The organism is Fulvimonas sp. R45 (assembly GCF_030504985.1).
GTDB lineage: Bacteria > Pseudomonadota > Gammaproteobacteria > Xanthomonadales > Rhodanobacteraceae > Rhodanobacter_A.
Map to the genome: position 1 here is coordinate 39,448 of NZ_JASERU010000012.1, position 22,958 is coordinate 62,405.

Consider the following 22,958-nt stretch of genomic DNA (forward strand, 5'->3'; position numbering starts at 1 on the left):
CCGCGCCGCCGCGCGGGTCAGTGCGTGGGCACGGCCCGTTGCGCCGCGGCCGGGTCGTGCCGGTGCCTGAACAGCGGCACGAACAGCACCGCCATCACCAGCGCGTAGCCGGCGAAGGCCAGCCAGATGCCGGGCCAGTCCTTGCAGATCAGCACGGCGTCGTCGCACTGGTGGTTGGTGAAGAAGTGGTCGATCACGAAGCCGGCGATCAGGCTGCCCAGCACCGCGCCGATGCCGTTGGTCATCAGCATGAACAGGCCCTGCGCGCTGGCGCGGATCTTCGGGTCGGCCTGGCCTTCCACGAACAGCGAGCCGGAGATGTTGAAGAAGTCGAACGCCATGCCGTAGATGATGCAGGACAGCACGATCATCCACAGCCCGCCGGCCGGGTTGCCGAACGCGAACAGGCCGAAGCGCAGCACCCAGGCCAGCATGCTCATCGTCATCACCGCCTTGATGCCGAAGCGCTTCAGGAAGAACGGGATGGTGAGGATGAAGGCGGTTTCGGAGAACTGCGAGATCGAGATGATGATGGTGGAGTACTTCACCGTCAGCAGGTTGGCGTAGGCTGGCACCTTGACGAAGTCGCTGAGGAAGGCGTCGCCGTAGGCATTGGTGAGCTGCAGCGCCGCGCCCAGCAGCATGGCGAAGACGAAGAACACCGCCATGTTGCGGTCCCGGAACAGCACGAACGAGGTCAGCCCCAGCCGGTCGGCCAGGCTGCGGCTGTGCGCGGCGTCCAGCTTGGGCGGGCACTTCGGCAGGGTGAAGGCGTACAGGCCCAGCAGCAGCGAGGCCGCCGCGGCCACGTGGAACTGCGCCGCGGAGGCCTTGAAGCCCAGCAGGCTGGTGGTCCAGGTGGCGGCGATGAAGCCGATCGTGCCCCACACGCGGATCGGCGGGTAGGTGCTCACCACGTCGAGGCCGTCCTGCTTCAGCGCGTTGTACGCCACCGTGATCGCCAGCGAGATGGTGGGCATGTAGAAGCACATGTTCAGCAGCATCACCCAGAACATCTGCTCCGGGTCGGTGACGTGGGGGATCGCGAACAGCACCGCCGCGCCGGCGATCTGGAACAGCCCGTACAGCCGCTCGGCGTTGACCCACTTGTCCGCCACGATGCCGGCCAGCGAGGGCATGAACAGCGCGGCGATGCCCATGGTGGAGAAGATCGCGCCGAAGCTGGTGCCCGACCAGTGCTGGGTCTGGAACCACCACGTGCCGATGGTCAGCAGCCAGGCGCCCCAGATGTAGTACTGGAGGAAGTTCAGGACGACGAGGCGGAGCTTGAGGCTCATGGATGCGGATTCCCCTGCGGATTCGGTCGGCTTCGGTGGTCGAGGAAAGCCCCGTGGCCACGCTTCCGGATCGGGGCAGATTAGAGGAAGCTCCGGCGGCGCAGCAAGGCGCGGCGCGGCGTTGCCGCGGCTACACTGCGCCCACGCCAGATTGCCCGGAGCGCACCGCATGAGCCTGTTCCTGACCCTCGCCGTGGTGCAGCTGATCGCCCTGATGAGCCCGGGGCCGGATTTCTTCTACGTCTCGCAGACCGCGGTAAGCCACTCGCGCCGCGAGGCGCTGGCCGGCGTGGTCGGCATCGCGCTGGGCGTGGCGGTGTGGGCCGCGCTGGCGCTGCTCGGCCTGCAACTGCTGCTGCACCGGCTGGCGTGGCTGGAGCGGCTGATCGCCACCTGCGGCGGCCTCTACCTGTGCTGGATGGGCGTGAAGATGCTGCGCGGCGCGCTGGCTCCGCCTGCCGGTGGCGCGCCAGCGCACGCGGTGCGGCTGGCCGACGGCCCCTGGCGCGCGCTGCGCAACGGCCTGCTCACCAACCTGGCCAACCCCAAGGCGGTGGTGTACTTCGGCAGCATCTTCTCCGCGTTCGTGGGCGACCGGCTGGGCGCCGGTGCGCGCTGGGGACTGTGGGCGATGGTGGTGGTGGAAACGCTGCTGTGGTTCGCCCTGGTGGCGGGCGTGTTCGCGCTGCCGGCGATGCGGAGGGGGTATTTGCGGTTGCGGAGATGGATCGATGGGTGTGCCGGGGCTGTGTTCATGTTGTTCGGGTTGCATTTGATCTTTGTGCGGCGGGTGGGATGAGGGGCGGCTCTCGCCTAGGTGGCTGCCAGGTTGCTCGCCTGCGACGGGTTTTCGGGCACTTGCCGGCCAGCGCGTTCTTTGCTCCTTCTCCCTTCCGGGGAGAAGATTGGGATGAGGGGCGGGTCTTGCGCCGCTCTCCATCGTGCATGGCTTTTGATGTGGGCTTGTCGCCAGGTGGCTCGCCTGCGGCGGGCTTTCGCTGGCCTGCCGGCCAGCGAGTTCCTTCTCTTTGCTGGCCTGTATAGGCCGGGGACATAGGCCCAAGAGAAGGAACCAAGAGGAATGGCCTGTCGAGCCCGCCGACCCTACAAGCCTTGGCGGTCCGGGCGTTTTGGAACAAGCGTGGCTCCTCCTGTTCGACCTTCGGCCACACCGCGCCGTCGCCGTCAACTGAGGCTAGGGCGTGGGTATCGCTGATTGCCGCGCTTCGCTCGCTCCAACGCGACCGAGCTGCTTCGTTCTTGCCTCGCGGCGCATGCTCCTCATCGTCATTCCGGCGCAGGCCGGAATCCAGTAGCGGGAGCGGCAGGTTTTCGCGACCACCGCCCACCGACGTCACTGGATTCCGGCCTGCGCCGGAATGACGGGGACTATCGGATACCGGGAGGCGGCGAAGTGGCTTTCAGCGTAGTGCTGCGGCCACCAGCCGGCGCAGTTCCGGCAGCAGCTCCGTTTCGAACCACGGGTTGCGGGTGAGCCACAGGCGGTTGCGCGGGCTGGGGTGCGGCAGCGGCAGCACGCCGTGGGCCAAATGTTCGCGCCAGGCCAGCACGGTGTCGGTGAGCGTGCGCCCGCGCCGTTCGCCGAGCAGGCCGGCCTGCGCGTACTGGCCGATCGCCAGCGTCAGCCGCAGCTGTGCCAGCTGCGGCAGCAGGCGCGGGTGCCAGGCCGGCGCGCACTCCGGGCGCGGCGGCAGGTCGCCGCCCTTGCCGGTGCCCGGGAAGCAGAAGCCCATCGGCACGATGGCGATCTTCTCCGCGTCGTAGAACACGTCCTTGCCGACGCCCAGCCAGTCGCGCAGGCGGTCGCCGCTGGGGTCGTTGAACGGGATGCCGGTCTCGTGCACCTTGCGCCCCGGCGCCTGGCTCACGATCAGCAGCCGCGAGCGCGGCGACGCCTGCAGCACCGGCCGCGGCCCCAGCGGTAGGTGTGCCGAGCAGAGGCGGCAGGCGCGGACCTCGGCGAGCAAGCGGTCGAACGCGTTGGGTTTCACGGCAGCAGCTTACCCGGGTTGAGGATGCCGTCGGGGTCGAACGCGGCCTTGATGCCGCGCATCAGCCCCAGCGTCTCGCCGGACAGCGCCAGCGGCATGAATTCGCGCTTCACCACGCCGATGCCGTGCTCGCCCGAGAGGGTGCCGCCCAGCTCGATCACCCGGGCGAACAACCCGGGCAGCGCGGCGTAGGCGCGTTCGATCTCGTCCAGGTCGCGCGGCAGCAGGTTCACGTGAAGGTTGCCGTTGCCGGCGTGGCCGAAGCTGACGATAGGCACGGCGTGCTTTTCCGACAATGCGCGCACGCAGTCCACCAGCTCGGGCAGGCGGCTCACCGGCACCACCACGTCCTCGTTGATCTTGTGCTGGGTGACGGCGCGCTGCGCCAGCGACAGCGCCTTGCGCGCCGCCCACAGCGCGCGGGTCTGCATCTCGTCGCGCGCCACTTCCCAGTGCAGCAGGCCGTCGACGCGGGCGGCGGCCTCGACCGCAGCGGTGGCCGCGTCCAGCGCGTCCGCGGCGCCGTCCAGCTCGATCATCAGCAGCGCCCCGACCTGCGGCACGCCGGCCTCGGGCTGGTGGTCGCGCGCCAGCTTCAGCGCCAGCGCGTCCATGAACTCCAGCGCGCAGGGCGTGGCCGGCTGCGCCATGATGCGCGCCACCGCCCGCGCGGCGCTGGCGGCGTCGCGGTAGCTGGCGCGCAGGGTGCGCAGCGCCGCCGGCTTCGGCGTGAGCTTGAGCGTGGCTTCGGTGATGACCGCCAGCGTGCCTTCCGAGCCGACCAGCAGGCGGGTGAGGTCGTAGCCGATCGCGCTCTTGGTGGTCTGCGTGCCGCAGCGGAAGCTCTCGCCGGTGCCGGCCACGGCGGCGAGGCCGAGCACGTTGTCGCGGGTGGATCCGTATTTCACCGCGTGCGGGCCGGAGGCGTTGCAGGCGAGGTTGCCGCCCACCGTGCACCACGGCGCCGAGCCGGGATCGGGCGCCCAGAAGAAACCGTGCGGCGCCAGCGCCTGTTGCAGCGCCTCGTTGGTCACGCCGGGCTGCACCACGACGAGACGGTCATCGGGATCGATGCGCAGGATCCGGTCCATGCGCATGAAGTTCGCTACCACGCCGCTCTGCACCGGCACCGAGGCGCCGGTGGAACTGGTGCCGCCGCCGCGCGCGGTGAGCGGCACGCGGTGTTCGCGGCAGGCGCGCACCAGCGCTTCCACCTGCGCATGCGCGGTGGGGAACACCACCGCTTCCGGCAGTTGCTCGTAGCGCGAGTTGTCGCGCGCGGCGGCGCGGCGTGCGTCCTCGGCGGTGGCGAGCGCGTCGTCGGGGAAGATCGTGCGCAGGGTGTGGAGCAGGGCGGAGGGCAGGGTCATGCGGTGAAGTATCGCACCGCAGGCGGCGCTATTCGGTCTCGAATGCGCCGCGCAGCCACTGCATGCGGGCGTCGGCGGCGGGGCCGTCGTAGCCGACCACGTCGAAGCGGCAGGGGCGCTGCGCATGCTGGGGGTGCGCCGCCAGCCACAGCTGCGCGGCGCGGATCAGCCTGTCCTGCTTGCCGCGGGTGACGGAAGTCGTCGCGTCGCCGTGGCCGGCGCGCACGCGGTAGCGCACTTCGACGAACACCACGGTGTCGCGATCGCGCATCACCAGGTCGAGTTCGCCGTGGCGGGTGGTGTAGTTGCGCGCCAGGAGTTTCAGGCCGGCGCGCTCCAGTTCGACGCAGGCGCGTTGCTCGAAGGCGGCGCCGGCGGCGCGCATCAGCCGCCGGTCGCGGGTGCGTTGGCCGGCGCGGCGGGCAGGGGGACGCTGCCTGCAGGCGCGGGGACCGGCGCGTTGTCGGCGGGCGCCGGGGCATTGCCGGCGGGCGCGGGCGGATTGGCCATCTGCATCTGCAGGTCACCGCCCAGCGGGCGGGCCACGCCGTCCTGGAACTTCGCCCATACCAGCACGCGGCGCACGCGGCCGAAGGTGTCGGCGGCGAGCTGGCCGCTGGCGCCGGGCAGATAGCTGCCGGGATGCGCGCGCATCCAGTCGATGTACGGCACCAGGTTCCACGCGTCCATGCCGAAGGCGAACAGCCGCGCCGCGCCGCCGCGTGCGGCCGGCAGCAGGTCGGCGAGGTCGCCGTGGCGGGGCAGGCCGGCCTGGGCGTCGAACAGCCACGGGGCGTCGCAGAACTCCACGCCGTCGAGGTCGTTGTCGCGGCCCGGGTCGTCGCTGCCGGCGTAGACGTGCGAGGTGGCGAACACCGGCAGGTCGATGCGCGCCACGCGCAGTTGCGGCAGCAGCAGGCGCGCCTGTTCGGGGTGCATGCTGATGAAGATGCCGGTGTCGCCGCCGGCCGGCGCTGCCGCTGGCGAGCTGCTCGCGGCGCTCGCCGGCGCCGGCGGCGCGGCACCGGTGTCGGTCGCAGTCGGCATGCCGAGGCCCGCGATGGCGTCGCGATAGTTCACGTTGCCGGCGGTGATCTGCGCATTGCCGGCGACGTGGCCGCCGCGCGCTTCCAGCTCGGCCTTGAAGGCGGCGCCGGCGCGGCGGGCGAAGTCGTCGTCGGAGACGATCACGTAGGCGCGGGTGATGCCGCGCTCGACCATGTGGTCGGCGGCCTGCGCGCCTTCGGTTTCCGGCCGCAGCGCGAACTCGCTGGCGCCGGCCGCGGGCACGTTGTCGTTGTCGGGGTGGTTCAGCGCCAGCACTGGCACCGCCAGCGTGGTCTGGCCGAGCACCGCGCCGACTTCGGCGCGGGTGAGCGGGCCGACCACCATCCGCGCGCCGTCGGCCACCGCCTGCTGGTAGGCCTTCAGCGCGCCGTCGGCGCTGCCGCCGCTGTCGTACACGCGCACCGTGGGCCGCGGCGCGTGGGTGGAGGCGGCGTCGAAGTAGGCGGCGAAGAAGCCTTCGCGGATCGCCTGGCTGACGCCGGTGAGGCCGTCGCCCTCGGGCAGCAGCAACGCGATCGAGGCGGGCACCTTGTAGCCTTCGCGCACGCTGGCGCCGGCGCCGGGCAGCAGGGTGCCGACCGGCTGGCCGAGGTTCGGCTGCGACTGCGCCACCGTCACGCCGAGCTTGGTCAGCGCCTCGTTGATCCACGGCAGCATGCGATCGCCGGGCCGCATCGCGGCGGCGCGCTGCTTCAATTCGTCGACGCCGACCTTGGCCAGCAGGTCGATGGCCTGCTGGCGGTTCTGCGTGCGGTCCAGGCCCTGCAGCAGGCCGTCCATCTGCACGCGGGTATGGCCGGCGCCCCAGTAGTCGTGGCTGGCGGCCTGTGCCTGCGCGCGCAGTTCCAGCAGGCGCGGCAGCAGCGCCTGCGGCACGTGCACGCCGGTGCGGGTGGTGATCTGCAGCGCGGTGGCGGCGTCGTGCTGGCTCAGGGCGATGCCGGCGCGCAGCAGGTCCAGCCGCAGCGGCTCGTCGCCTTCCAGGTGGCTGCGGTCGATCGCGGCCACCAGCGGCGCGGCGCGGTCCAGCGCGTTCTCCTGGCGATACGCCTCGGCGGCGAGCAGGCGGTAGTGGTCGGCGCGCCCGGGCGCTTCGCCGGCCAGCGCCAGGTAGGCCTGCGCGGCCTGGTCGAACTGGCCCTGCCCGGCCAGCGCGGCGGCCTGCTGCGCGGCGGCGGTTTCGGCCGGCGAAGGCGGGCGCACCGCGGGCACGCAGGCGGCCAGGGCCAGCGAGAGCAGCAGGGCGGTGGCCGCGGCGCGGTACTGACGCATGGGATGTCCTCGATCGGTATCGACAGGGGCGCGATTGCGCGATCATAGCCGATCGCATTGCCGCCCCGCGGCGAACTGGAGCGCACGATGCCAACCCAATCGCCCGGCTGCCTGTGGGTGGTGGCCACGCCGATCGGCCATCGCGACGACATCTCCGCGCGCGCCATCGCCGTGCTGCGCGAGGCGACGGTGATCGCGGCGGAGGACACACGCCACAGCCGCCCGCTGCTGCAGCATTGCAATGTCGCCACGCCGCTGGTGGCGCTGCACGAGCACAACGAGCGCGAGGCGGTGGACGGGTTGGTACGGCGGATGCTGGATGGCGAGTCGGTGGCGCTGATCTCCGACGCGGGCACGCCGCTGGTGTCCGACCCCGGCTTCCGGCTGGTGCGCGCCGCGCGCGCCGCGGGCATCCGCTGCGTGCCGGTGCCGGGCGCGTGCGCGGCGATCGCCGCGCTGTCGGTGGCGGGCCTGCCCAGCGACCGTTTCGTGTTCGAAGGCTTCCTGCCACCGAAGCCCGCCGCACGCCGCGCGCGCCTGGAGCGGCTGGCCAGCGAGCCGCGCACGTTGATCTTCTACGAATCCTCGCACCGCGTGGCGGAGAGCCTGGCCGACCTGCGCGACGTCTTCGGCGGGGAACGCGAGGCGGTGCTGGCGCGCGAGCTGACCAAGCTGTTCGAGACGGTGATCGGCGAACCGCTGGCGGAACTGGCTGCGCGCGTGGCGGCCGATCCGGACCAGCAGCGCGGCGAATGCGTGCTGCTGGTTGCAGGGCGCGGCGAGGAAGCCGATGCGCGGCTTGCCGAAGGCCAGCGCATCTTCGCCATCCTGCGCGGGGAACTGCCGCCGGCGAAGGCGGCCAGGCTTGCCGCCGCGATCAGCGGCGCGCCGCGTAAGGCGCTCTATGGAACGGGGAGCGGGGAACAGGGAGCGGGGAACCCGTAGATCCCGCGGTTGGGGTGGTTGTTTCCTGTGATGCCCGGGGAGTGGCGCGCATGTCCGCCACGCTCCACCCGTTCCCTGTTCCCCGTTCCCCGGCCCCGGTACAATCGCCAGTGGAGTCGGCCGGACAGTCGCGTCGCGCGCGAGCGCGTCGAGGAAAGTCCGGGCTCCGCAGGGCAGGGTGCCAGGTAACGCCTGGGCGGCGCGAGCCGACGGCCAGTGCAACAGAGAGCAGACCGCCGAACGGCATCTCCGGATGCGCGTGGCAAGGGTGAAAGGGTGCGGTAAGAGCGCACCGCGTGCGGGGCCAACGCCGCACGGCACGGTAAACCCCACCCGGAGCAAGACCGAATAGGGGAACGATAACGCGGCCCGCGTTGTTCCCGGGTAGGTCGCTGGAGCCAGGCGGCGACGCCTGGCCGAGAGGAATGACTGTCGCGCCGCAAGGCGTACAGAACCCGGCTTACAGGCCGGCTCCACCTCTTCAGACATGCCGCCGCCGGCGCCTTCGGGCGCCGGCGGCGCGCGTGCCGGCGCATGAACGGCGGTTCAGGGCGCGAAGCCATCGCAGGCCTCGTCGGAGCGGGTTCGCTTCGCAAAAAAGCCCATTTATTCAAGCATCTTTGCATGCTTCCTAGAAATGGCTGGAAATTCTGCCACAGCTTCGCCTTTCTCCTTGATTCACAAAAGAAAATGCCTTGACAGTCTCAGGGGGCGAGACTATCGTGGGCTCCAGTGTGAAATCGTGGGAATAAGTGGAGTCTTTGCGCGTGTTCCAGGGCGAAACCGCCATCACCGTCGACGACAAGGGGCGCCTGTCCATCCCGACCGCGTATCGGGAGCAGGTGGCCGGCGCGTGCGGCAACCGCCTGGTGCTCACCTACAACCCGTTCGAGTCCGGGTGCCTCTGGCTGTTCCCGCAGGACGAGTGGGAGCGCGTGCGCGACCAGGTCAACGCCCTGCCCAGCGTGAAGGCGGTGCATCGCGCGCTGCAGATGAAGCTGGTGGGCGCGGCGGCCCAGGTCGAGCCCGACGGCGCCGGCCGCATCCTGCTGCCGGCCAGCCAGCGCGCCGCCGCCGGCATCGAGAAGAAGGCCGTGCTGCTCGGCATGGGCAGCAAGTTCGAGCTTTGGAGCGAGCAGGCGCATCTGGCCAAGATCCGGCAGACGATCGGCGAAGACGACATCAGCGACGACATGGCGGGGCTGCGCCTGTAAGGGCGTGGCGCAGGACGGACACGGGACGGGAGGTGCGGCATGGCCGAGTTGCGGCACATCCCGGTGATGCTGGATGAAGCGGTGGAGGGCCTCGCCGTGCAGGCAGGCGGGCGTTATCTCGATGGCACCTTCGGTCGCGGCGGACACGCGCGCGCCGTGCTGTCGCGCCTCGGCCCCGGCGGCCGCCTGCTGCTGATGGACCGCGACCCCGCCGCCATCGCCGCGGCGCAGGCGGCGTTCGCCGGCGAGCCGCGCGTGTCGATCCGCCACGCCAACTTCTCCAGCCTGGCCGAATGGGACGAGACCGCCGCCGGGCTCGACGGCGTGCTGCTGGACCTGGGCGTGTCCTCGCCGCAGCTGGACGAGGCCGCGCGCGGCTTCAGCTTCATGGCGGACGCGCCGCTGGACATGCGCATGGACACCAGCCAGGGCGAGAGCGCGGCGGACTTCCTCGCCCATGCCGACGAGCGCGAGATCGCCGACGTGCTGTGGCAGTTCGGCGAGGAGCGTTTCAGCCGCAGGATCGCGCGCGCCATCGCCGAGCGCCGCGCCGAGGCGCCGATCACGCGCACCGGCGAGCTGGCGGCGCTGGTCGAGCGCGCGGTGGGCCGCCGCGAGCCGGGCAAGCACCCGGCCACGCGCAGCTTCCAGGCGCTGCGCATCCGCGTGAACGGCGAGCTGGACGCGGTGCGCCGCGGGCTCGATGCCGCGCTGTCACGCCTGAAGCCGGGCGGCCGGCTGGCCGTGATCAGCTTCCATTCGCTGGAAGACCGCATCGTCAAGCAGTTCATCCGCGACCGTTCCGGCCGCGTGCAGGGCAGCCGGCGCGGCCCGCCGGTGGCGGCGAAGCCGGCCGAACTGGCGCCGGTGGGCAAGGCGCAATTCCCTTCCGACGCCGAGCTGGCGGCGAACCCGCGCGCCCGCTCGGCGGTGCTGCGCGTGGCGGAGAAACTCGCCGTGGGCGGTGCCGCATGAGGCTGATCGGCGTGCTGTTGCTGCTGGTCCTGCTGGGCGTGGCCCTGGTCAGCGCGATCGGCGTGGTGTGGACGCGCCACCAGAGCCGCGCGCTGTTCGTGCAGCTGACCCAGCTGCAGAACCAGCGCGACGCGCTGAACATCGAATACGGCCGGCTCGAGCTGGAGCAGGCCACCTGGGCCGAGCCGCGCCGCATCGACAGCGAGGCGCGCAGCCGGCTGGGCATGGTCACGCCGCGACCGCAGGACATCCGGCTGGTGACCCAATGAACCGGCGCGAGCGCAGCCCCGTGCAGCAGCCCGGCGGCCGTCGCCGCGGCGGCGGCCCCAGCGCGCGCCGGCGCATGACCCTGGTGGTGGGCGTGCTGGCGCTGGCCACGCTGGGCCTGGCGGCACGCGCCTTCGACCTGCAGGTGGTGCAGAAGCGCTTCTACCAGAACCAGGCCGACGCGCGCTTCCTGCGCGAGGTGAAGATCCCGGTCTCGCGCGGCACCATCCTCGACCGCAACGGCGAGCCGCTGGCGGTGTCCACGCCGATGGTCTCGATCACCGCCGTGCCCGGCGAGGTGCTGGACAACGCCGACCGCCTGCCGGCGCTGGCCAAGGCGCTGGACATCGACGCCGACCAGCTCAAGCAGTACCTGGAGCGCCGTTCCGATCGCGAGTTCGCCTACCTGCGGCGGCAGATGAGCCCGGAGGCGGCCCAGGCGGTGCTCGATCTCGACATCCCCGGCGTCAACGGCCAGCGCGAGTACAAGCGCTTCTACCCGTCCGGCGAGGTGACCGCGCACGTGCTCGGCTTCACCAACATCGACGACCACGGCCAGGAGGGGCTGGAGCTGGCGTTCGACGACTGGTTGTCCGGCAAGCCCGGCATCAAGCGGGTGATCCGCGACCGCATGGGTCACGTGGTGGAGGACGTGGAGCAGGTGCGCGCGCCGCAGCCCGGCAAGAACCTCACGCTGAGCATCGACCGCCGCATCCAGTTCCTCGCCTACAGCGAACTGAAGAACCAGATCGAGAAGAGCCAGGCGGACTCCGGCTCGATGGTGATCCTCGACGTGCACACCGGCGAGGTGCTGGCGATGGCCAGCCTGCCCACCTTCAACCCCAACGCGGTGAACGGCAGCAGCCCCGGCCAGCGCCGCAACCGCGCGGTGACCGACGTGGTCGAGCCCGGCTCGACGATGAAGCCGTTCACCATGGCGGCGGGCCTGTCCAGCGGCAAGTACACGCCCACCGCGCCGCTGATCGACACCGGCAACGGCCACTGGTACTTCCAGGGCCACGACATCCGCGACGACACGCCCAACGGCATGCTCACGCCCACCGGCGTGCTGACCAAGTCCAGCAACATCGGCGCGGCCAAGATCTCGCTGTCGCTGGACACCAAGTTCGTCTACGACACCTACCGCGCGTTCGGCTTCGGCAACAGCACCGAGAGCGGCTTCCCGGGCGAGTCGTCCGGCTACCTGAAGATCGGCCGCGACTGGCGCCCGTTCGAGAAGGCCACGATGGCCTTCGGCTACGGCCTCAACGTGACCCCGCTGCAGCTGGCGAACGCCTATGCCACGCTGGCTGACCACGGCGCGATGCATCCGCCCACCTTCATCAAGGGCGGGGACAACCCGGCGCGGCAGATCATCGCGCCGCAGGTGGCGGACGAGATCGTGCAGATGCTGGAGACCGTCACCGAGCCGGGCGGCACCGCCACGCGGGCGCAGATCGCCAACTACAGCGTGTCCGGCAAGACCGGCACCGCGCACCAGGCGATCGCCGGCGGCTACGCCAAGAACAGCTACAACGCGCTGTTCGCCGGCATCGTGCCGGCCACCCACCCGCGCCTGGTCGGCGTGGTGGTGATCAACGGGCCGAAGGTGGGCGGCTACTTCGGCGGGCTGGTCTCCGCGCCGGTGTTCCAGAAGGTGATGAGCGGCGCGCTGCGCCTGCTCGACGTGCCGCCGGACAACATCGGCCGCTGGTACGTGGGCGGCCCCAAGATGAGCGACGGCGGCCTGGCCGGCAACGCTCCGCCGCGCGACCCCAGCGGCGACGAGGCGGCCATGCGCGAAGGAGTCGGCCCGTGAGCGCGCAACGCCTGGACCAACTGCTGGCCGGGATCGCCCGCGCGGACGCGTGCGGCGATCTCGCCGTCGAGGGGCTTGCCCTGGACTCGCGCCGGGTGCGCCCGGGCGAGGCCTTCTTCGCCCTGCACGGCACGCGCGAGCACGGCATCGCGTACGCGGCGCAGGCCGCGCGGCAGGGCGCCGCGGTGATCCTGGCCGAAGCGCCGGCGCCCGGCGAGGCCGTGCGGTCGGTCGACGGCGTGCCGGTGCTGTGGATCGACGGCCTGCACGCGCAGGTGGGCGAGATCGCGGCGCGCTTCTTCGGCCGCCCGTCCGCCGCGATGCGCATGGTCGGCGTCACCGGCACCAACGGCAAGACCTCCACCGTGCAACTGCTGGCGCAGGCGCTGGCCATCCTCGGCCACCGGCCGGCCACCATCGGCACGCTGGGCGCGGGCCTGCACGGCGCGCTGCACGAAGGCGAGCGCACCACGCCCGACGCGATCAGCGTGCAGGCGCTGCTGGCGGAGTTCCGCGCCGCCGGCGCCAGCCACGTGGCGATGGAAGTGTCCTCGCACGCGCTGGCGCAGGACCGCGTGGCCGGCGTGGAGTTCGAGGTGGCCGCGTTCACCAACCTGACCCGCGACCACCTCGACTACCACGGCAGCATGGAAGCCTACGGCGAAGCCAAGGCCAAGCTGTTCGCCTGGCCCGGGCTCAAGGCGGCGGCGATCAACGTGGACGATGCGTTCGGCCGCGCGCTGGCCGGGTGGTTGCCCGCGGGCGTGCGCGTGCTGCGCCTCAGCGCGATGGGCGATGCAGCGGCGGACGTGGCCGCCGGCGACGTCGTCACCTCGGCCGAAGGCATCGCCTTCGCGCTGCGCACGCCGTGGGGCACGCGCACGATCCGCAGCGCGCTGCTGGGCCGCTTCAACGTGGACAACCTGCTCGCGGTGGCGGCCTGCCTTGGCGCGCTGGGCGAACCGTTCGACCGCATCGCGGACGCGCTGGAATCGCTGCGGCCGATCAGTGGCCGCATGAACCGGCTCGGCGGCCACGACGGTCTGCCGCTGGCGGTGGTCGACTACGCGCACACCCCCGACGCGCTGGAGCAGGCGCTGGCCGCGCTGCGCGCGCATTGCGCCGGGCGGCTGGTCTGCGTGTTCGGCTGCGGCGGCGAGCGCGACGCGGGCAAGCGCCCGCAGATGGGCGCGATCGCCGAGCGGCTGGCCGACGTGGCGATCGTCACCGACGACAACCCGCGCGGCGAGGACGGCGACGCCATCGTGGCGCAGATCGTGGCCGGCATGGCGCGGCCTGCCGTCGCGCACGTCGAGCGCGACCGCGCCGCGGCGATCCACGCGGCGCTGGACATGGCGCGCGCCGGCGACGTGGTGCTGATCGCCGGCAAGGGCCACGAAACCTACCAGGAAGGCGCGCACGGCAAGCGGCCGTTCGACGATCTCGCGGTGGCGCGCGCCGTGCTGGAGAAGCTTCCCATGGAGCGGCACGCATGATGCGCTTGAGCGCCATCGCCCTGTGGACCCACGGCCGCCTGCTCGGCGCCGACGCCGGCGTCGGCGGCGTGGTGGCCATCGACACGCGCACGCTGAAGCCCGGCGACCTGTTCGCCGCGTTCAAGGGCGAGCGCGTGGACGGCCACGACTACCTGGCGCAGGCCGCCGCGGCCGGCGCCGCCGGCGCGCTGGTCTCGCGCAAGGTCGACGTCGACCTGCCGCAGGTGCTGGTCGACGACGTGGAGGCGGCGCTCGGCGACCTGGCCAGCGCGGTGCGCGCGCAGCGCCATGCGCGGGTGATCGGCATCACCGGTTCCAACGGCAAGACCACGGTGAAGACGCTGGTCGCGTCCATCCTGTCGCTGCACGGCCGCACCCATGTCAGCGCGGGCAGCTTCAACAACGAGATCGGCCTGCCGCTGACCCTGTTGTCGATGCCGGAAGACGCTGAGTACGCGGTGCTGGAAATGGGCGCGGGCAAGCCCGGCGACATCGCCTACCTCGCCGCCATCGCGCGGCCCGATATCGGCCTCGTCAACATCATCGCGCCGGCGCACCTTGAGCGCATGGGCAGCGTGGAGGCCGTGGCCGAAACCAAGGGCGCGCTGTACCAGGCGCTGCCCGCGGACGGCACGGCGATCATCAACGCGGACGACGCCTTTGCCGGCTTCTTCGCCGGGCTGGCCGGCACGCGCCGCGTGCTGCGCTTCGGCCTGGAGCACAAGGCCGACGTGGGCGCCGACATCGTCGAGCAGCGTGCGGACGGCTCGCTGTTCGTGCTCAGCACCCCGGTCGGCGACGCCGAGGTGGAGCTGGCGCTGCCCGGCCGCCACAACGTGGCCAACGCGCTGGCGGCGGCGTGTGTCGCGCTGGCGCTGGAGGTGCCGCTGGACACCCTCGTGGCGGGCCTGGAACGGGCGCGGCCGGTCGAGGGCCGGCTGCGCCGCGAGGCGATGCCGGGCGGCTGGACCCTGATCGACGACAGCTACAACGCCAACCCCAGCTCGATGGCTGCGGCGATCGACACGCTGGCGCTGGCCGACGGCGAACGCTGGCTGGTGCTGGGCGACATGGCCGAGCTGGGCCCGGCGGCGCGCGCGCTGCATGCCGGCGTGGGCGCGAAGGCGCGCGAGCGCGGCATCGAGCGGCTGTTCGCCGTCGGCCCGCTGGGCGCGGCGACGGTGGAGGCGTTCGGCGCGGGCGGCACGCACTTCGCCGACCAGGCGGCGCTGCTCGCTGCGCTGGCGGTGGGGCTGCACGAAGGCGTGACCTGCCTGGTCAAGGGCTCGCACTCGGCGAGCATGGACAAGGTGGCGGCCGGCCTGCGCCGCCACGCGAACGGGGAGGGCGCGCACGATGCTGCTTGAACTCGCGGACTGGCTGGCGCGCCACTTCAGCACGGTGCACCTGTTCCAGTACATCACCTTCCGCACCATCATGGCGGCGCTCACCGCGCTGGCCATGTCGCTGCTGCTCGGCCCGGCGCTGATCCGCAAGCTGGCGGCGCTGAAGGCCGGCCAGGTGGTGCGCAGGGACGGCCCGCAGACGCACCTGTCCAAGGCCGGCACGCCGACCATGGGCGGCGTGATGATCCTGCTCGCGGTGGTGGTGGCCACGCTGCTGTGGGGCGACCTGCACAACCGCTACGTGTGGACGGTGCTGGCAGTGCTGGTCTGCTTCGGCGCGATCGGCTTCTACGACGACTACAAGAAGCTGGTGCTGAAGGACAGCCGCGGGCTGGCCTCGCGCTGGAAGTATTTCTGGCAGTCGGTGTTCGGCCTGGCGGCGGCGGCGTTCCTGTACCACAGCGCGCAGCTGCCGGCGGAGACCGCGCTGTTCGTGCCGCTGTTCAAGCACGTGGCGATCCCGCTGGGGCTGCTGTTCGTGGTGGTCGCCTACTTCATGGTGGTGGGCTTCTCCAACGCGGTGAACCTCACCGACGGGCTGGACGGCCTGGCGATCATGCCGACCGTGCTGGTCTCCGGCGCGCTGGGCGCGTTCGCGTACCTGGCCGGCAACAAGGTGTTCTCCGAATACCTGGGCATTCCCTCGATCCCCGGCGCGGGCGAGCTGGCGATCTTCTGCGGTGCGCTGTCCGGCGCGGGGCTGGGCTTCCTGTGGTTCAACACCTACCCGGCGCAGGTGTTCATGGGCGACGTGGGCGCGCTGGCGATCGGCGCCGCGCTGGCGGCGATCGCGGTGATCGTGCGGCAGGAGATCGTGCTGCTGGTAATGGGCGGCGTGTTCGTGCTGGAAACCGCCTCGGTGATGATCCAGGTGGCCAGCTTCAAGCTCACCGGCAAGCGCGTGTTCCGGATGGCGCCGATCCACCACCACTTCGAGCTGAAGGGCTGGCCCGAGCCGCGGGTGATCGTGCGCTTCTGGATCATCAGCGTAGTGCTGGTGCTGATCGGCCTGGCCACGTTGAAGGTGCGCTGATGGGCTTCCTCGATGCCAACCAGGCCAAGCGACGCACCGGTCCCCGCGGCCGGTTCGACCTGCTGCTGCTGGTGGCGCTGGCGGGGCTGGCCTGCGTGGGCGTGGTGATGGTGGCGTCCAGCTCCATCGCGGTAGCCGACAGCCAGCACATCGGCGAGTTCTACTTCCTGAGGAAGCACCTGCTGTTCCTCGGCTTCGGCCTGGTCGCAGCCGGCGTCGCGATGCGCACCGAGCTGAAGCTGCTGGAGAAGTACGCCTTCCCGCTGCTGGCGCTGGCCTTCGTGCTGCTGATGGCGGTGTTCGTGCCGCACTTCGGCATGCGCATCAACGGCGCGCACCGCTGGCTGAACCTGGGCATCACCAGCTTCCAGCCGGTGGAGGCGGTGAAGCTGGTGCTGGTGATCTACATGGCCAGCTACCTGGTGCGCCACCGCGAGAACATCGAGACGCGCTTCCTCGGCCTGATCAAGCCGTTGATCGTGGCCGGCGGCATCGTCGGCCTGCTGCTGCTGCAGCCGGACTTCGGCTCGGCCATGCTGGTGATCGCGGTGACCATCGCGATGGTGTGGCTGGGCGGCGCGCGGCCGGTGTTCCTGATCCTGATGGGGCTGCCGCTGATGCCGGCACTGGTGATCGCGGCGACCAGCGAGAGCTACCGCATGAAGCGGCTCACCTCGTTCATGGACCCGTGGAAGGACCCGTTCAACGACGGCTTCCAGCTCACCCAGTCGCTGATGGCGATCGGCCGCGGCGAATGGCTGGGCGTGGGACTGGGTTCCAGCGTGCTGAAGCTGTCCTACCTGCCCGAGGCGCACACCGACTTCATCTTCGCGGTGATCGGCGAGGAGCTGGGCCTGGTCGGCATCCTCGCGGTGATGGGCCTGTTCGCGCTGGCGGTGGGGCGCGGCCTGTACCTCGGGCTGAAGGGCGTGGAAGTGGGCCAGCGTTTCGCCGGCTACGTGGCGTTCGGCATCTCGCTGATGATCGGCCTGCAGGCGATGGTCTCCATCGGCGTGAACCTGGGCGCACTGCCGACCAAGGGCCTGACCCTGCCGCTGATCAGCTACGGCGGCTCCTCGATGGTGCTGACCTGCGCGATGGCCGGCGTGCTGCTGCGCGCCACCTTCGAGATCAACCGCGCGCTGGACGCGCGGCAGGGCACCCAGCGCGTGGCGGTGTCGCTGGCGGCCGAGGCAGGCCCGGTCGCCGCCACGGCGCCGGCGCCCGAGCGCGAAATGGAGGTGGCGTGATGGCCGACGTCCGCCCCGTCGTGATCATGGCCGGCGGCACCGGCGGCCACATCTTCCCCGGCCTGGCCGTGGCCGACGAGTTGCGCGCGCGCGGCGTGCCGGTGGCGTGGCTGGGCGCGGTCGGCGGCATGGAAACGAAGGTGGTGCCGGCGCACGGCATCGAGCTGCACACCGTGGCGGTGGGCGGCCTGCGCGGCAAGAACCTGAAGACCCGGCTGCTGGCGCCGTTGATGCTGGCGCGCGCGCTGCTGTCCTCGCTGGCCGTGCTGCGCCGGCTGAAGCCGCGCAGCGTGCTGTCGATGGGCGGCTACGCGGCCGGCCCCGGCGGGGTGGCCGCGCGCCTGCTCGGCCGTCCGCTGCTGGTGCACGAGCAGAACGGCGTGGCCGGCTACACCAACCGCAAGCTGGCCGCGCACGCCAGGCGCGTGCTCGCCGGTTTCGCCGGCACGCTGCCGGATGCACAGTGGGTGGGCAACCCGGTGCGCGCCGCGATCGCCGCGCTGCCGCCGCCGGCCGAGCGCATGGCCGGCCGCGACGGTGCGCCGCGCCTGCTGGTGCTCGGCGGCAGCCTCGGCGCGCGAGCGCTGAACCTGGCCCTGCCACAGGCGCTGGCGCTGCTGCCACCGGAGCGTCGCCCCGTGGTGCGCCACCAGTGCGGCACGCGCGGCCTCGACGAGGCGCGCGCGGCCTATGCGCAGGCGGGCGTCGCCGCCGAGGTGACGGCTTTCGTCGACGACATGGCCGGCGCCTACGCCTGGGCCGACCTCGCCGTGTGCCGCGCCGGCGCACTCACCGTGGCCGAACTCGCCGCGGCCGGGCTGGGCGCGGTGCTGGTGCCGTTCCCGCACGCGGTGGACGACCACCAGACCCGCAACGGCGAGGCGCTGGTCGCCACCGGCGCTGCCGAACTGATCCAGGAACGCGATTTGGACATCACCCGACTGGCGCAGCGCCTCGACGCGCTGCTGCACGACCGCGCGCGCCTGCGCTCCATGGCCGCGGCCGCCCGCACGCTGGCCAAGCCCGACGCGGCGGCGACCATCGCCGACGCCTGCCTGGAGGTGGCCGCATGACGCCCCGCAGGTTGCTCGCGCACGAGGACTTGATGAGCACCTTCCGCCGCGTGCACTTCATCGGCATCGGCGGCGTGGGCATGAGCGGCATCGCCGAGGTGCTGCACAACCTGGGCTATGCGGTGTCCGGCTCGGACAAGGCCAACTCGCCCACCGCGCAGCGGCTGGCCAAGCTGGGCATCGACGTGCACGTCGGCCACGCGGCCGCGCACGTGGACGGCGCCGACGTGGTGGTCACCTCCAGCGCGATCAAGGCGGACAACCCGGAACTGGTCGCCGCGCGCGCCGCGCGCATCCCGCTGATCCCGCGCGCGGAGATGCTGGGCGAGCTGATGCGCTTCCGCCGCGGCATCGCCATCGCCGGCACGCACGGCAAGACCACCACCACCAGCCTGGTCGCCAGCGTGCTGGCCGAGGCCGGCTACGACCCCACCTTCGTGATCGGCGGCCAGCTCAACGCCGCCGGCGCCAACGCGCGGCTGGGCACCGGGCAGTACCTCGTGGCCGAGGCGGACGAATCGGACGGTTCCTTCCTGCTGCTGTCGCCGGTGATCGCTGCGGTCACCAACATCGACGCCGACCACCTGGAGAACTACCACGGCGACTTCGCCGAGGTGAAGAAGGCCTTCGCCGACTTCCTGCACCGCCTGCCGTTCTACGGCCTGGCCGTGCTGTGCGTGGACGACCCGGAGACGGCGAAGCTGGCGAAGGATACCGCGCGCCGCATCGCCACCTACGGCATCGCGTCGAAGGACGCCGACGTGCGCGCCTCCAACGTGGAGCAGCGCGGCTTCGAAATGCATTTCGACCTGCATTTGCCCGGCCGCGACGGCGCCTTGCCGGTGACGCTGAACCTGCCCGGCCGGCACAACGTGCTGAACGCGCTCGCCGCGGCCAGCATCGGCTGGCAGCTCGGCGTGGAGCCGGTGGCGATCGCCCGCGCGCTGGCCAACTTCCAGGGCGTGGGCCGGCGTTTCCACCGCCGCGGCGAACTGGCGCTGGACCGGGGCAGCGCGCTGCTGGTGGACGACTACGGCCACCATCCGCGCGAGATCGCCGCGGTGTTCGACGCGGTGCGCGGTGGCTGGCCGGAGCGTCGCCTGGTGGTGGGCTTCCAGCCGCACCGCTACAGCCGCACGCGCGACCTGATGGACGACTTCGCCAACGTGCTGGCCGAGGCCGACGTGCTGGTGCTCACCGACGTCTACCCCGCCGGCGAGGCGCCGATCGCCGGCGCCGACGGCCGCGCGCTGGCCCGCGCCGTGCGCGCGCGCGGCAAGGTCGATCCGGTGCTGGTGAAGCATCCGCGCGACCTCAAGCACACCCTGCCGGCGCTGCTGCGCGACGGCGACCTGCTGCTGCTGCTCGGCGCCGGCGACATCGGCGCAGCGGCGGTGGAGCTGGCGCAAGCCGGCGAACTGAGGACGGAACAGGCATGAGCACGATGATCACGGACCCTGCACAGTTCGGCCGCGTCGCCGTGGCGATGGGCGGCAGCTCGGCCGAGCGCGAGGTATCGCTGGATTCCGGCCGCAACGTGCTGGCGGCGCTGAAGGCGCGCGGCGTCGACGCGCACGCCATCGACGGCATCCCGGCGCTGCTCGACGCGCTGCGCGCGGGCCACTTCGCGCGCGTGTTCAACATCCTGCACGGCCAGCATGGTGGCGGCGAGGACGGCGTGCTGCAGGGCGCGCTGGAATCGCTCAACGTGCCGTACACCGGCTCGGGCGTGCTCGGCTCGGCGCTGTCGATGGACAAGGTGCGCTCCAAGCGCGTGTGGCAGTCGCTGGGCCTGCCGACGCCGGAGTTCGTGGCGCTGCCGCGCGGGGCGGGCGCCGCGGCCGTGCACGGGGCCGCGCGCACGATCGGCTTCCCGCTGATCGTGAAGCCGGCCTGCGAGGGTTCCAGCGTGGGCGTGACCCGCGTGTTCGAGGAAGCGCAACTGGATAGCGCCGTCGAGCTGGCCGCGAAATACCCGGGCGACCTGCTGATGGAAACCCTGGTCGAGGGCGACGAGATGACCGTGGCCATCCTCGGCCGCCAGGTGCTGCCCTCGATCCACATCGTGCCCAGGGGCGCGTTCTACGACTACAACGCCAAGTACGTGGCCGAGGACACCCGGTATCTCTGCCCGGGCCTCGAGGGCGCCGCCGAGGACGCGCTGCGCGCGCTGGCGCTGCAGGCCTTCGACGCGCTCGGTTGCCACGGCTGGGGGCGTGTCGACGTGATGCGCGACCGCCAGGGCCGCAACTGGCTGCTGGAGGCGAACACCGCGCCGGGCATGACCTCGCATTCGCTGGTCCCCAAGGCCGCTGCCGCCGCCGGCATCGACTACCAGGAACTGTGCTGGCGCGTGCTGGAAACCAGCTTCCGGGAGGGCCCATGAGGGGAAGCTTCCGCCTCGCCGCCTGGTGCCTGGCCATTGCGCTGGTCGCGCTGCCGATCGTCGGCGTGCTGAACGGCTGGTTCGCCGCCGGACGCTGGCCGGTGACCCGGCTGACGGTGCAGGCCGCGTTCCGGCACGTCAGCGCGGAACAGCTGCGCGCCGCGGTGCTGCCGCATCTCGGCAAGGGCTTCTTCGCGATGGACTTGGACGAGGTGCAGCGCGCGGTGGCGGCACTGCCGTGGGTGGGCGCGGTGGAGGCCAGCAAGCGCTGGCCCGACACCCTGCTGCTGCGGGTGACCGAGCGCCAGCCGTTCGCGCGCTGGAACGACGACCGCCTGATCGGCCGCCAGGGCGAGGTGTTCAAGGTGCCCGAGGCGGCGTCCTACACCGCGCTGCCCGGCCTGCGCGGCCCGGACGACCAGCTGTCCGACGTGATCGCCTTCTACGTCGACGCGCAGAAGGCCTTCAACCCCCTGCGCCTGCGGGTGGCGGGCGTCACCCTGACCGACCGCGGCAGCTGGGTGCTGGCCACCGGCAACGGTGCGCAGATCGTGCTGGGCGACCGCGCCCAGGCCGGCGCGCGGCTGCGCCGCTTCATCGACGCCTATCCGCAGGTGATGGCGGGCCACGCCGACGGCTTCGTCTATGCCGACCTCCGCTACACCAACGGCTTCGCGGTGAAGTGGCCGACGCCCGCCCCCGCCGCTCCCGCCGGCAACCCGCGCACATGAGCCTTTTCCTATGAAACCGCGCAACGACAAACAATTGGTGGTGGGCCTGGACATCGGCACCTCGAAGGTGGTGGCGATCGTGGGCGAGTACGAGCCGGGCGAACCGATCGAGGTGATCGGCATCGGCACGCACGTCTCGCGCGGCCTGAAGCGCGGCTCGGTGGTGGACATCGAATCCACCGTGCACTCGATCCAGCGGGCGGTGGAGGAAGCCGAGCTGATGGCCGGCTGCGACATCCGCTCGGTCTACGCCTCGATCTCCGGCAGCCACCTGGAGACGCGCAACTCGCACGGCACCGCGGCGATCCGCGACCGCGAGGTCACCCCCGGCGACCTGGAGCAGGTGCTGGAGGCGGCCAGCGCGGTGGCGATCCCGGCCGATCGCAAGGTGCTCTACAAGGAGTCGCAGGAATACCGCATCGACGGCCAGGACGGCATCCGCTCGCCGGTGGGCATGAGCGGCGTGCGGCTGGAGGCCACCGTGCATCTGGTCACCGGCGCGGCGGCGGCGGTGCAGAACATCACCAAGTGCATCCAGCGCTGCGGCCTGTCGGTGGACGAGCTAGTGCCCTCGGCGGTGGCCAGCAGCAAGTCGGTGCTCACCGACGACGAGCGCGAGCTGGGCGTGTGCCTGGTCGACATCGGCGCCGGCACCACCGACATCGCCATCTACACCCAGGGCTCGATCCGCCACACCAAGTCGCTGCCGGTCGGCGGTGACCAGGTGACCAACGACATCGCCTACGGCGTGCACACGCCGACCGCGCATGCCGAGGAGATCAAGATCAAGTACGCCTGCGCGCTGGCCCAGCTCGCCCACGCCGAGGAAACCATCCAGGTGCCCAGCGTGGGCGACCGCCCGCCGCGCCGGCTGGCGCGGCAGTCGCTGGCGCAGAGCGTGCAGGCGCGCTACGAGGAAATCTTCGAGATGGTGCAGGACGAGCTGCGCCGCTCCGGCTACGACAGCCTGGTCGCCGCGGGCGTGGTGCTCACCGGCGGCGCCGCCCGGATGGAAGGCGCGCTGGAGCTGGCCGAGGAGATCTTCCACAAGATGGTCCGCCTGGGCGTGCCGCAGCACGTCAGCGGGCTGGGCGAGGTGGTGAGCAATCCCCTGCATTCCACCGGCGTGGGCCTGCTGCTGCACGGCGCGCGCTCCGGCGGCATGCGCACCAGCGTGCCGACGATGGTCGGCAGCATGGGCGGCGTGGTGGGTCGCCTGCGCGACTGGATCACGCGGAATTTCTGACCGGGCGGGGCGCAGGCCCCGGCCGGCAAGGGCATGGGCGGCGCAGGAGGCGCCGCCACGGGCGAAGGGACGCGCCCACCACCGTGGGCCGACAGGA

General features: G+C 71.7%; 20 protein-coding genes and 1 other RNA gene. 16 read left to right on the top strand and 5 right to left on the bottom strand.

Going from position 1 to position 22,958, the window contains the following annotated elements:
- Positions 1 to 17 precede the first annotated feature (17 nt).
- Complete coding sequence (locus QMK61_RS11785; RefSeq protein WP_302072407.1) at positions 18 to 1,298, bottom strand: nucleoside permease; 1,281 nt, start codon at positions 1,296 to 1,298, stop codon at positions 18 to 20.
- A 169-nt stretch (positions 1,299 to 1,467) separates the two neighbouring features.
- On the opposite strand from QMK61_RS11785, the gene rhtC reads away from it, so the two are divergent.
- Positions 1,468 to 2,097, top strand: a complete 630-nt coding sequence (gene rhtC / locus QMK61_RS11790) for a threonine export protein RhtC (protein WP_302072408.1) — start codon at positions 1,468 to 1,470, stop codon at positions 2,095 to 2,097.
- A gap of 622 nt (positions 2,098 to 2,719) precedes the next feature.
- On the opposite strand, the gene QMK61_RS11795 is transcribed toward rhtC, so the two are convergent.
- The 4 genes from QMK61_RS11795 to QMK61_RS11810 are packed head-to-tail and all read right to left on the bottom strand — an operon-like array spanning position 2,720 to position 7,020.
- Complete coding sequence (locus QMK61_RS11795; RefSeq protein ID WP_302072409.1) at positions 2,720 to 3,310, bottom strand: uracil-DNA glycosylase family protein; 591 nt, start codon at positions 3,308 to 3,310, stop codon at positions 2,720 to 2,722.
- On the bottom strand, positions 3,307 to 4,680 hold the full coding sequence (locus QMK61_RS11800; RefSeq protein WP_302072410.1) for an FAD-linked oxidase C-terminal domain-containing protein: 1,374 nt from the start codon (positions 4,678 to 4,680) through the stop codon (positions 3,307 to 3,309). The genes QMK61_RS11795 and QMK61_RS11800 overlap by 4 nt, the downstream gene beginning before the upstream one ends.
- Positions 4,681 to 4,708: 28 nt before the next feature.
- Entirely contained in the window at positions 4,709 to 5,065 is a 357-nt protein-coding gene (locus QMK61_RS11805) for a YraN family protein (protein ID WP_302072411.1), read from the bottom strand.
- Positions 5,065 to 7,020: a penicillin-binding protein activator gene (locus tag QMK61_RS11810; protein ID WP_302072412.1), complete on the bottom strand. Its 1,956-nt coding sequence runs from the start codon at positions 7,018 to 7,020 to the stop codon at positions 5,065 to 5,067. Before QMK61_RS11810 ends, QMK61_RS11805 begins: the two co-directional genes overlap by 1 nt.
- 87 nt (positions 7,021 to 7,107) lie before the next feature.
- Between QMK61_RS11810 and rsmI the strand changes: the two genes are divergently transcribed.
- The 15 genes from rsmI to ftsA all read left to right on the top strand — a co-directional run bounded on the left by rsmI (position 7,108) and on the right by ftsA (position 22,861).
- A complete protein-coding gene (gene rsmI / locus QMK61_RS11815) occupies positions 7,108 to 7,965 on the top strand; it encodes a 16S rRNA (cytidine(1402)-2'-O)-methyltransferase (RefSeq protein WP_302072413.1) in 858 nt (285 codons plus the stop codon).
- Between the two features lie 112 nt (positions 7,966 to 8,077).
- An RNA gene (rnpB, locus tag QMK61_RS11820) (RNase P RNA component class A) lies at positions 8,078 to 8,444 on the top strand.
- Positions 8,445 to 8,732: 288 nt separating this feature from the next.
- Positions 8,733 to 9,179 carry a division/cell wall cluster transcriptional repressor MraZ gene (mraZ, locus tag QMK61_RS11825; RefSeq protein WP_302072414.1) on the top strand — a complete coding sequence of 149 codons (447 nt, stop codon included), beginning with the start codon at positions 8,733 to 8,735 and terminating at the stop codon, positions 9,177 to 9,179.
- Positions 9,180 to 9,218: 39 nt separating this feature from the next.
- Positions 9,219 to 10,154: a 16S rRNA (cytosine(1402)-N(4))-methyltransferase RsmH gene (gene rsmH, locus QMK61_RS11830; protein ID WP_302072415.1), complete on the top strand. Its 936-nt coding sequence runs from the start codon at positions 9,219 to 9,221 to the stop codon at positions 10,152 to 10,154.
- Between the two features lie 5 nt (positions 10,155 to 10,159).
- Positions 10,160 to 10,423 carry a cell division protein FtsL gene (gene ftsL, locus QMK61_RS11835; RefSeq protein WP_302072476.1) on the top strand — a complete coding sequence of 88 codons (264 nt, stop codon included), beginning with the start codon at positions 10,160 to 10,162 and terminating at the stop codon, positions 10,421 to 10,423.
- Positions 10,420 to 12,240 (top strand): penicillin-binding protein 2, encoded by a 1,821-nt coding sequence (locus QMK61_RS11840; RefSeq protein ID WP_302072416.1) that lies wholly within the window; start codon positions 10,420 to 10,422, stop codon positions 12,238 to 12,240. The genes ftsL and QMK61_RS11840 overlap by 4 nt, the downstream gene beginning before the upstream one ends.
- Positions 12,237 to 13,736, top strand: coding sequence for a UDP-N-acetylmuramoyl-L-alanyl-D-glutamate--2,6-diaminopimelate ligase (locus QMK61_RS11845; protein ID WP_302072417.1), 1,500 nt, complete (start codon positions 12,237 to 12,239; stop codon positions 13,734 to 13,736). Before QMK61_RS11840 ends, QMK61_RS11845 begins: the two co-directional genes overlap by 4 nt.
- Positions 13,733 to 15,103, top strand: coding sequence for a UDP-N-acetylmuramoyl-tripeptide--D-alanyl-D-alanine ligase (gene murF, locus QMK61_RS11850; protein WP_302072418.1), 1,371 nt, complete (start codon positions 13,733 to 13,735; stop codon positions 15,101 to 15,103). The genes QMK61_RS11845 and murF overlap by 4 nt, the downstream gene beginning before the upstream one ends.
- Positions 15,093 to 16,175, top strand: a complete 1,083-nt coding sequence (mraY, locus tag QMK61_RS11855) for a phospho-N-acetylmuramoyl-pentapeptide-transferase (RefSeq protein WP_302072419.1) — start codon at positions 15,093 to 15,095, stop codon at positions 16,173 to 16,175. Before murF ends, mraY begins: the two co-directional genes overlap by 11 nt.
- Positions 16,175 to 17,425: a putative lipid II flippase FtsW gene (gene ftsW / locus QMK61_RS11860; protein WP_302072420.1), complete on the top strand. Its 1,251-nt coding sequence runs from the start codon at positions 16,175 to 16,177 to the stop codon at positions 17,423 to 17,425. The genes mraY and ftsW overlap by 1 nt, the downstream gene beginning before the upstream one ends.
- Positions 17,425 to 18,498 carry an undecaprenyldiphospho-muramoylpentapeptide beta-N-acetylglucosaminyltransferase gene (gene murG, locus QMK61_RS11865; protein ID WP_302072421.1) on the top strand — a complete coding sequence of 358 codons (1,074 nt, stop codon included), beginning with the start codon at positions 17,425 to 17,427 and terminating at the stop codon, positions 18,496 to 18,498. Before ftsW ends, murG begins: the two co-directional genes overlap by 1 nt.
- Positions 18,495 to 19,937: a UDP-N-acetylmuramate--L-alanine ligase gene (murC, locus tag QMK61_RS11870; RefSeq protein WP_302072422.1), complete on the top strand. Its 1,443-nt coding sequence runs from the start codon at positions 18,495 to 18,497 to the stop codon at positions 19,935 to 19,937. Before murG ends, murC begins: the two co-directional genes overlap by 4 nt.
- Complete coding sequence (locus QMK61_RS11875; protein WP_302072423.1) at positions 19,934 to 20,884, top strand: D-alanine--D-alanine ligase; 951 nt, start codon at positions 19,934 to 19,936, stop codon at positions 20,882 to 20,884. Before murC ends, QMK61_RS11875 begins: the two co-directional genes overlap by 4 nt.
- Positions 20,881 to 21,615: a cell division protein FtsQ/DivIB gene (locus QMK61_RS11880; RefSeq protein WP_302072424.1), complete on the top strand. Its 735-nt coding sequence runs from the start codon at positions 20,881 to 20,883 to the stop codon at positions 21,613 to 21,615. Before QMK61_RS11875 ends, QMK61_RS11880 begins: the two co-directional genes overlap by 4 nt.
- 10 nt (positions 21,616 to 21,625) lie before the next feature.
- Positions 21,626 to 22,861, top strand: coding sequence for a cell division protein FtsA (gene ftsA / locus QMK61_RS11885; RefSeq protein ID WP_302072425.1), 1,236 nt, complete (start codon positions 21,626 to 21,628; stop codon positions 22,859 to 22,861).
- Positions 22,862 to 22,958: the final 97 nt, after the last annotated feature.

Coding starts and splice junctions, on each gene's coding strand:
- QMK61_RS11785 (WP_302072407.1), bottom strand. CDS start 1,298: ATGAGCCTCAAGCTCCGCCTCGTCGTCCTGAACTTCCTCCAGTACTAC.
- rhtC (WP_302072408.1), top strand. CDS start 1,468: ATGAGCCTGTTCCTGACCCTCGCCGTGGTGCAGCTGATCGCCCTGATG.
- QMK61_RS11800 (WP_302072410.1), bottom strand. CDS start 4,680: ATGACCCTGCCCTCCGCCCTGCTCCACACCCTGCGCACGATCTTCCCC.
- QMK61_RS11805 (WP_302072411.1), bottom strand. CDS start 5,065: ATGCGCGCCGCCGGCGCCGCCTTCGAGCAACGCGCCTGCGTCGAACTG.
- QMK61_RS11810 (WP_302072412.1), bottom strand. CDS start 7,020: ATGCGTCAGTACCGCGCCGCGGCCACCGCCCTGCTGCTCTCGCTGGCC.
- rsmI (WP_302072413.1), top strand. CDS start 7,108: ATGCCAACCCAATCGCCCGGCTGCCTGTGGGTGGTGGCCACGCCGATC.
- rsmH (WP_302072415.1), top strand. CDS start 9,219: ATGGCCGAGTTGCGGCACATCCCGGTGATGCTGGATGAAGCGGTGGAG.
- QMK61_RS11840 (WP_302072416.1), top strand. CDS start 10,420: ATGAACCGGCGCGAGCGCAGCCCCGTGCAGCAGCCCGGCGGCCGTCGC.
- murF (WP_302072418.1), top strand. CDS start 13,733: ATGATGCGCTTGAGCGCCATCGCCCTGTGGACCCACGGCCGCCTGCTC.
- mraY (WP_302072419.1), top strand. CDS start 15,093: ATGCTGCTTGAACTCGCGGACTGGCTGGCGCGCCACTTCAGCACGGTG.
- ftsW (WP_302072420.1), top strand. CDS start 16,175: ATGGGCTTCCTCGATGCCAACCAGGCCAAGCGACGCACCGGTCCCCGC.
- murG (WP_302072421.1), top strand. CDS start 17,425: ATGGCCGACGTCCGCCCCGTCGTGATCATGGCCGGCGGCACCGGCGGC.
- murC (WP_302072422.1), top strand. CDS start 18,495: ATGACGCCCCGCAGGTTGCTCGCGCACGAGGACTTGATGAGCACCTTC.
- QMK61_RS11875 (WP_302072423.1), top strand. CDS start 19,934: ATGAGCACGATGATCACGGACCCTGCACAGTTCGGCCGCGTCGCCGTG.
- QMK61_RS11880 (WP_302072424.1), top strand. CDS start 20,881: ATGAGGGGAAGCTTCCGCCTCGCCGCCTGGTGCCTGGCCATTGCGCTG.
- ftsA (WP_302072425.1), top strand. CDS start 21,626: ATGAAACCGCGCAACGACAAACAATTGGTGGTGGGCCTGGACATCGGC.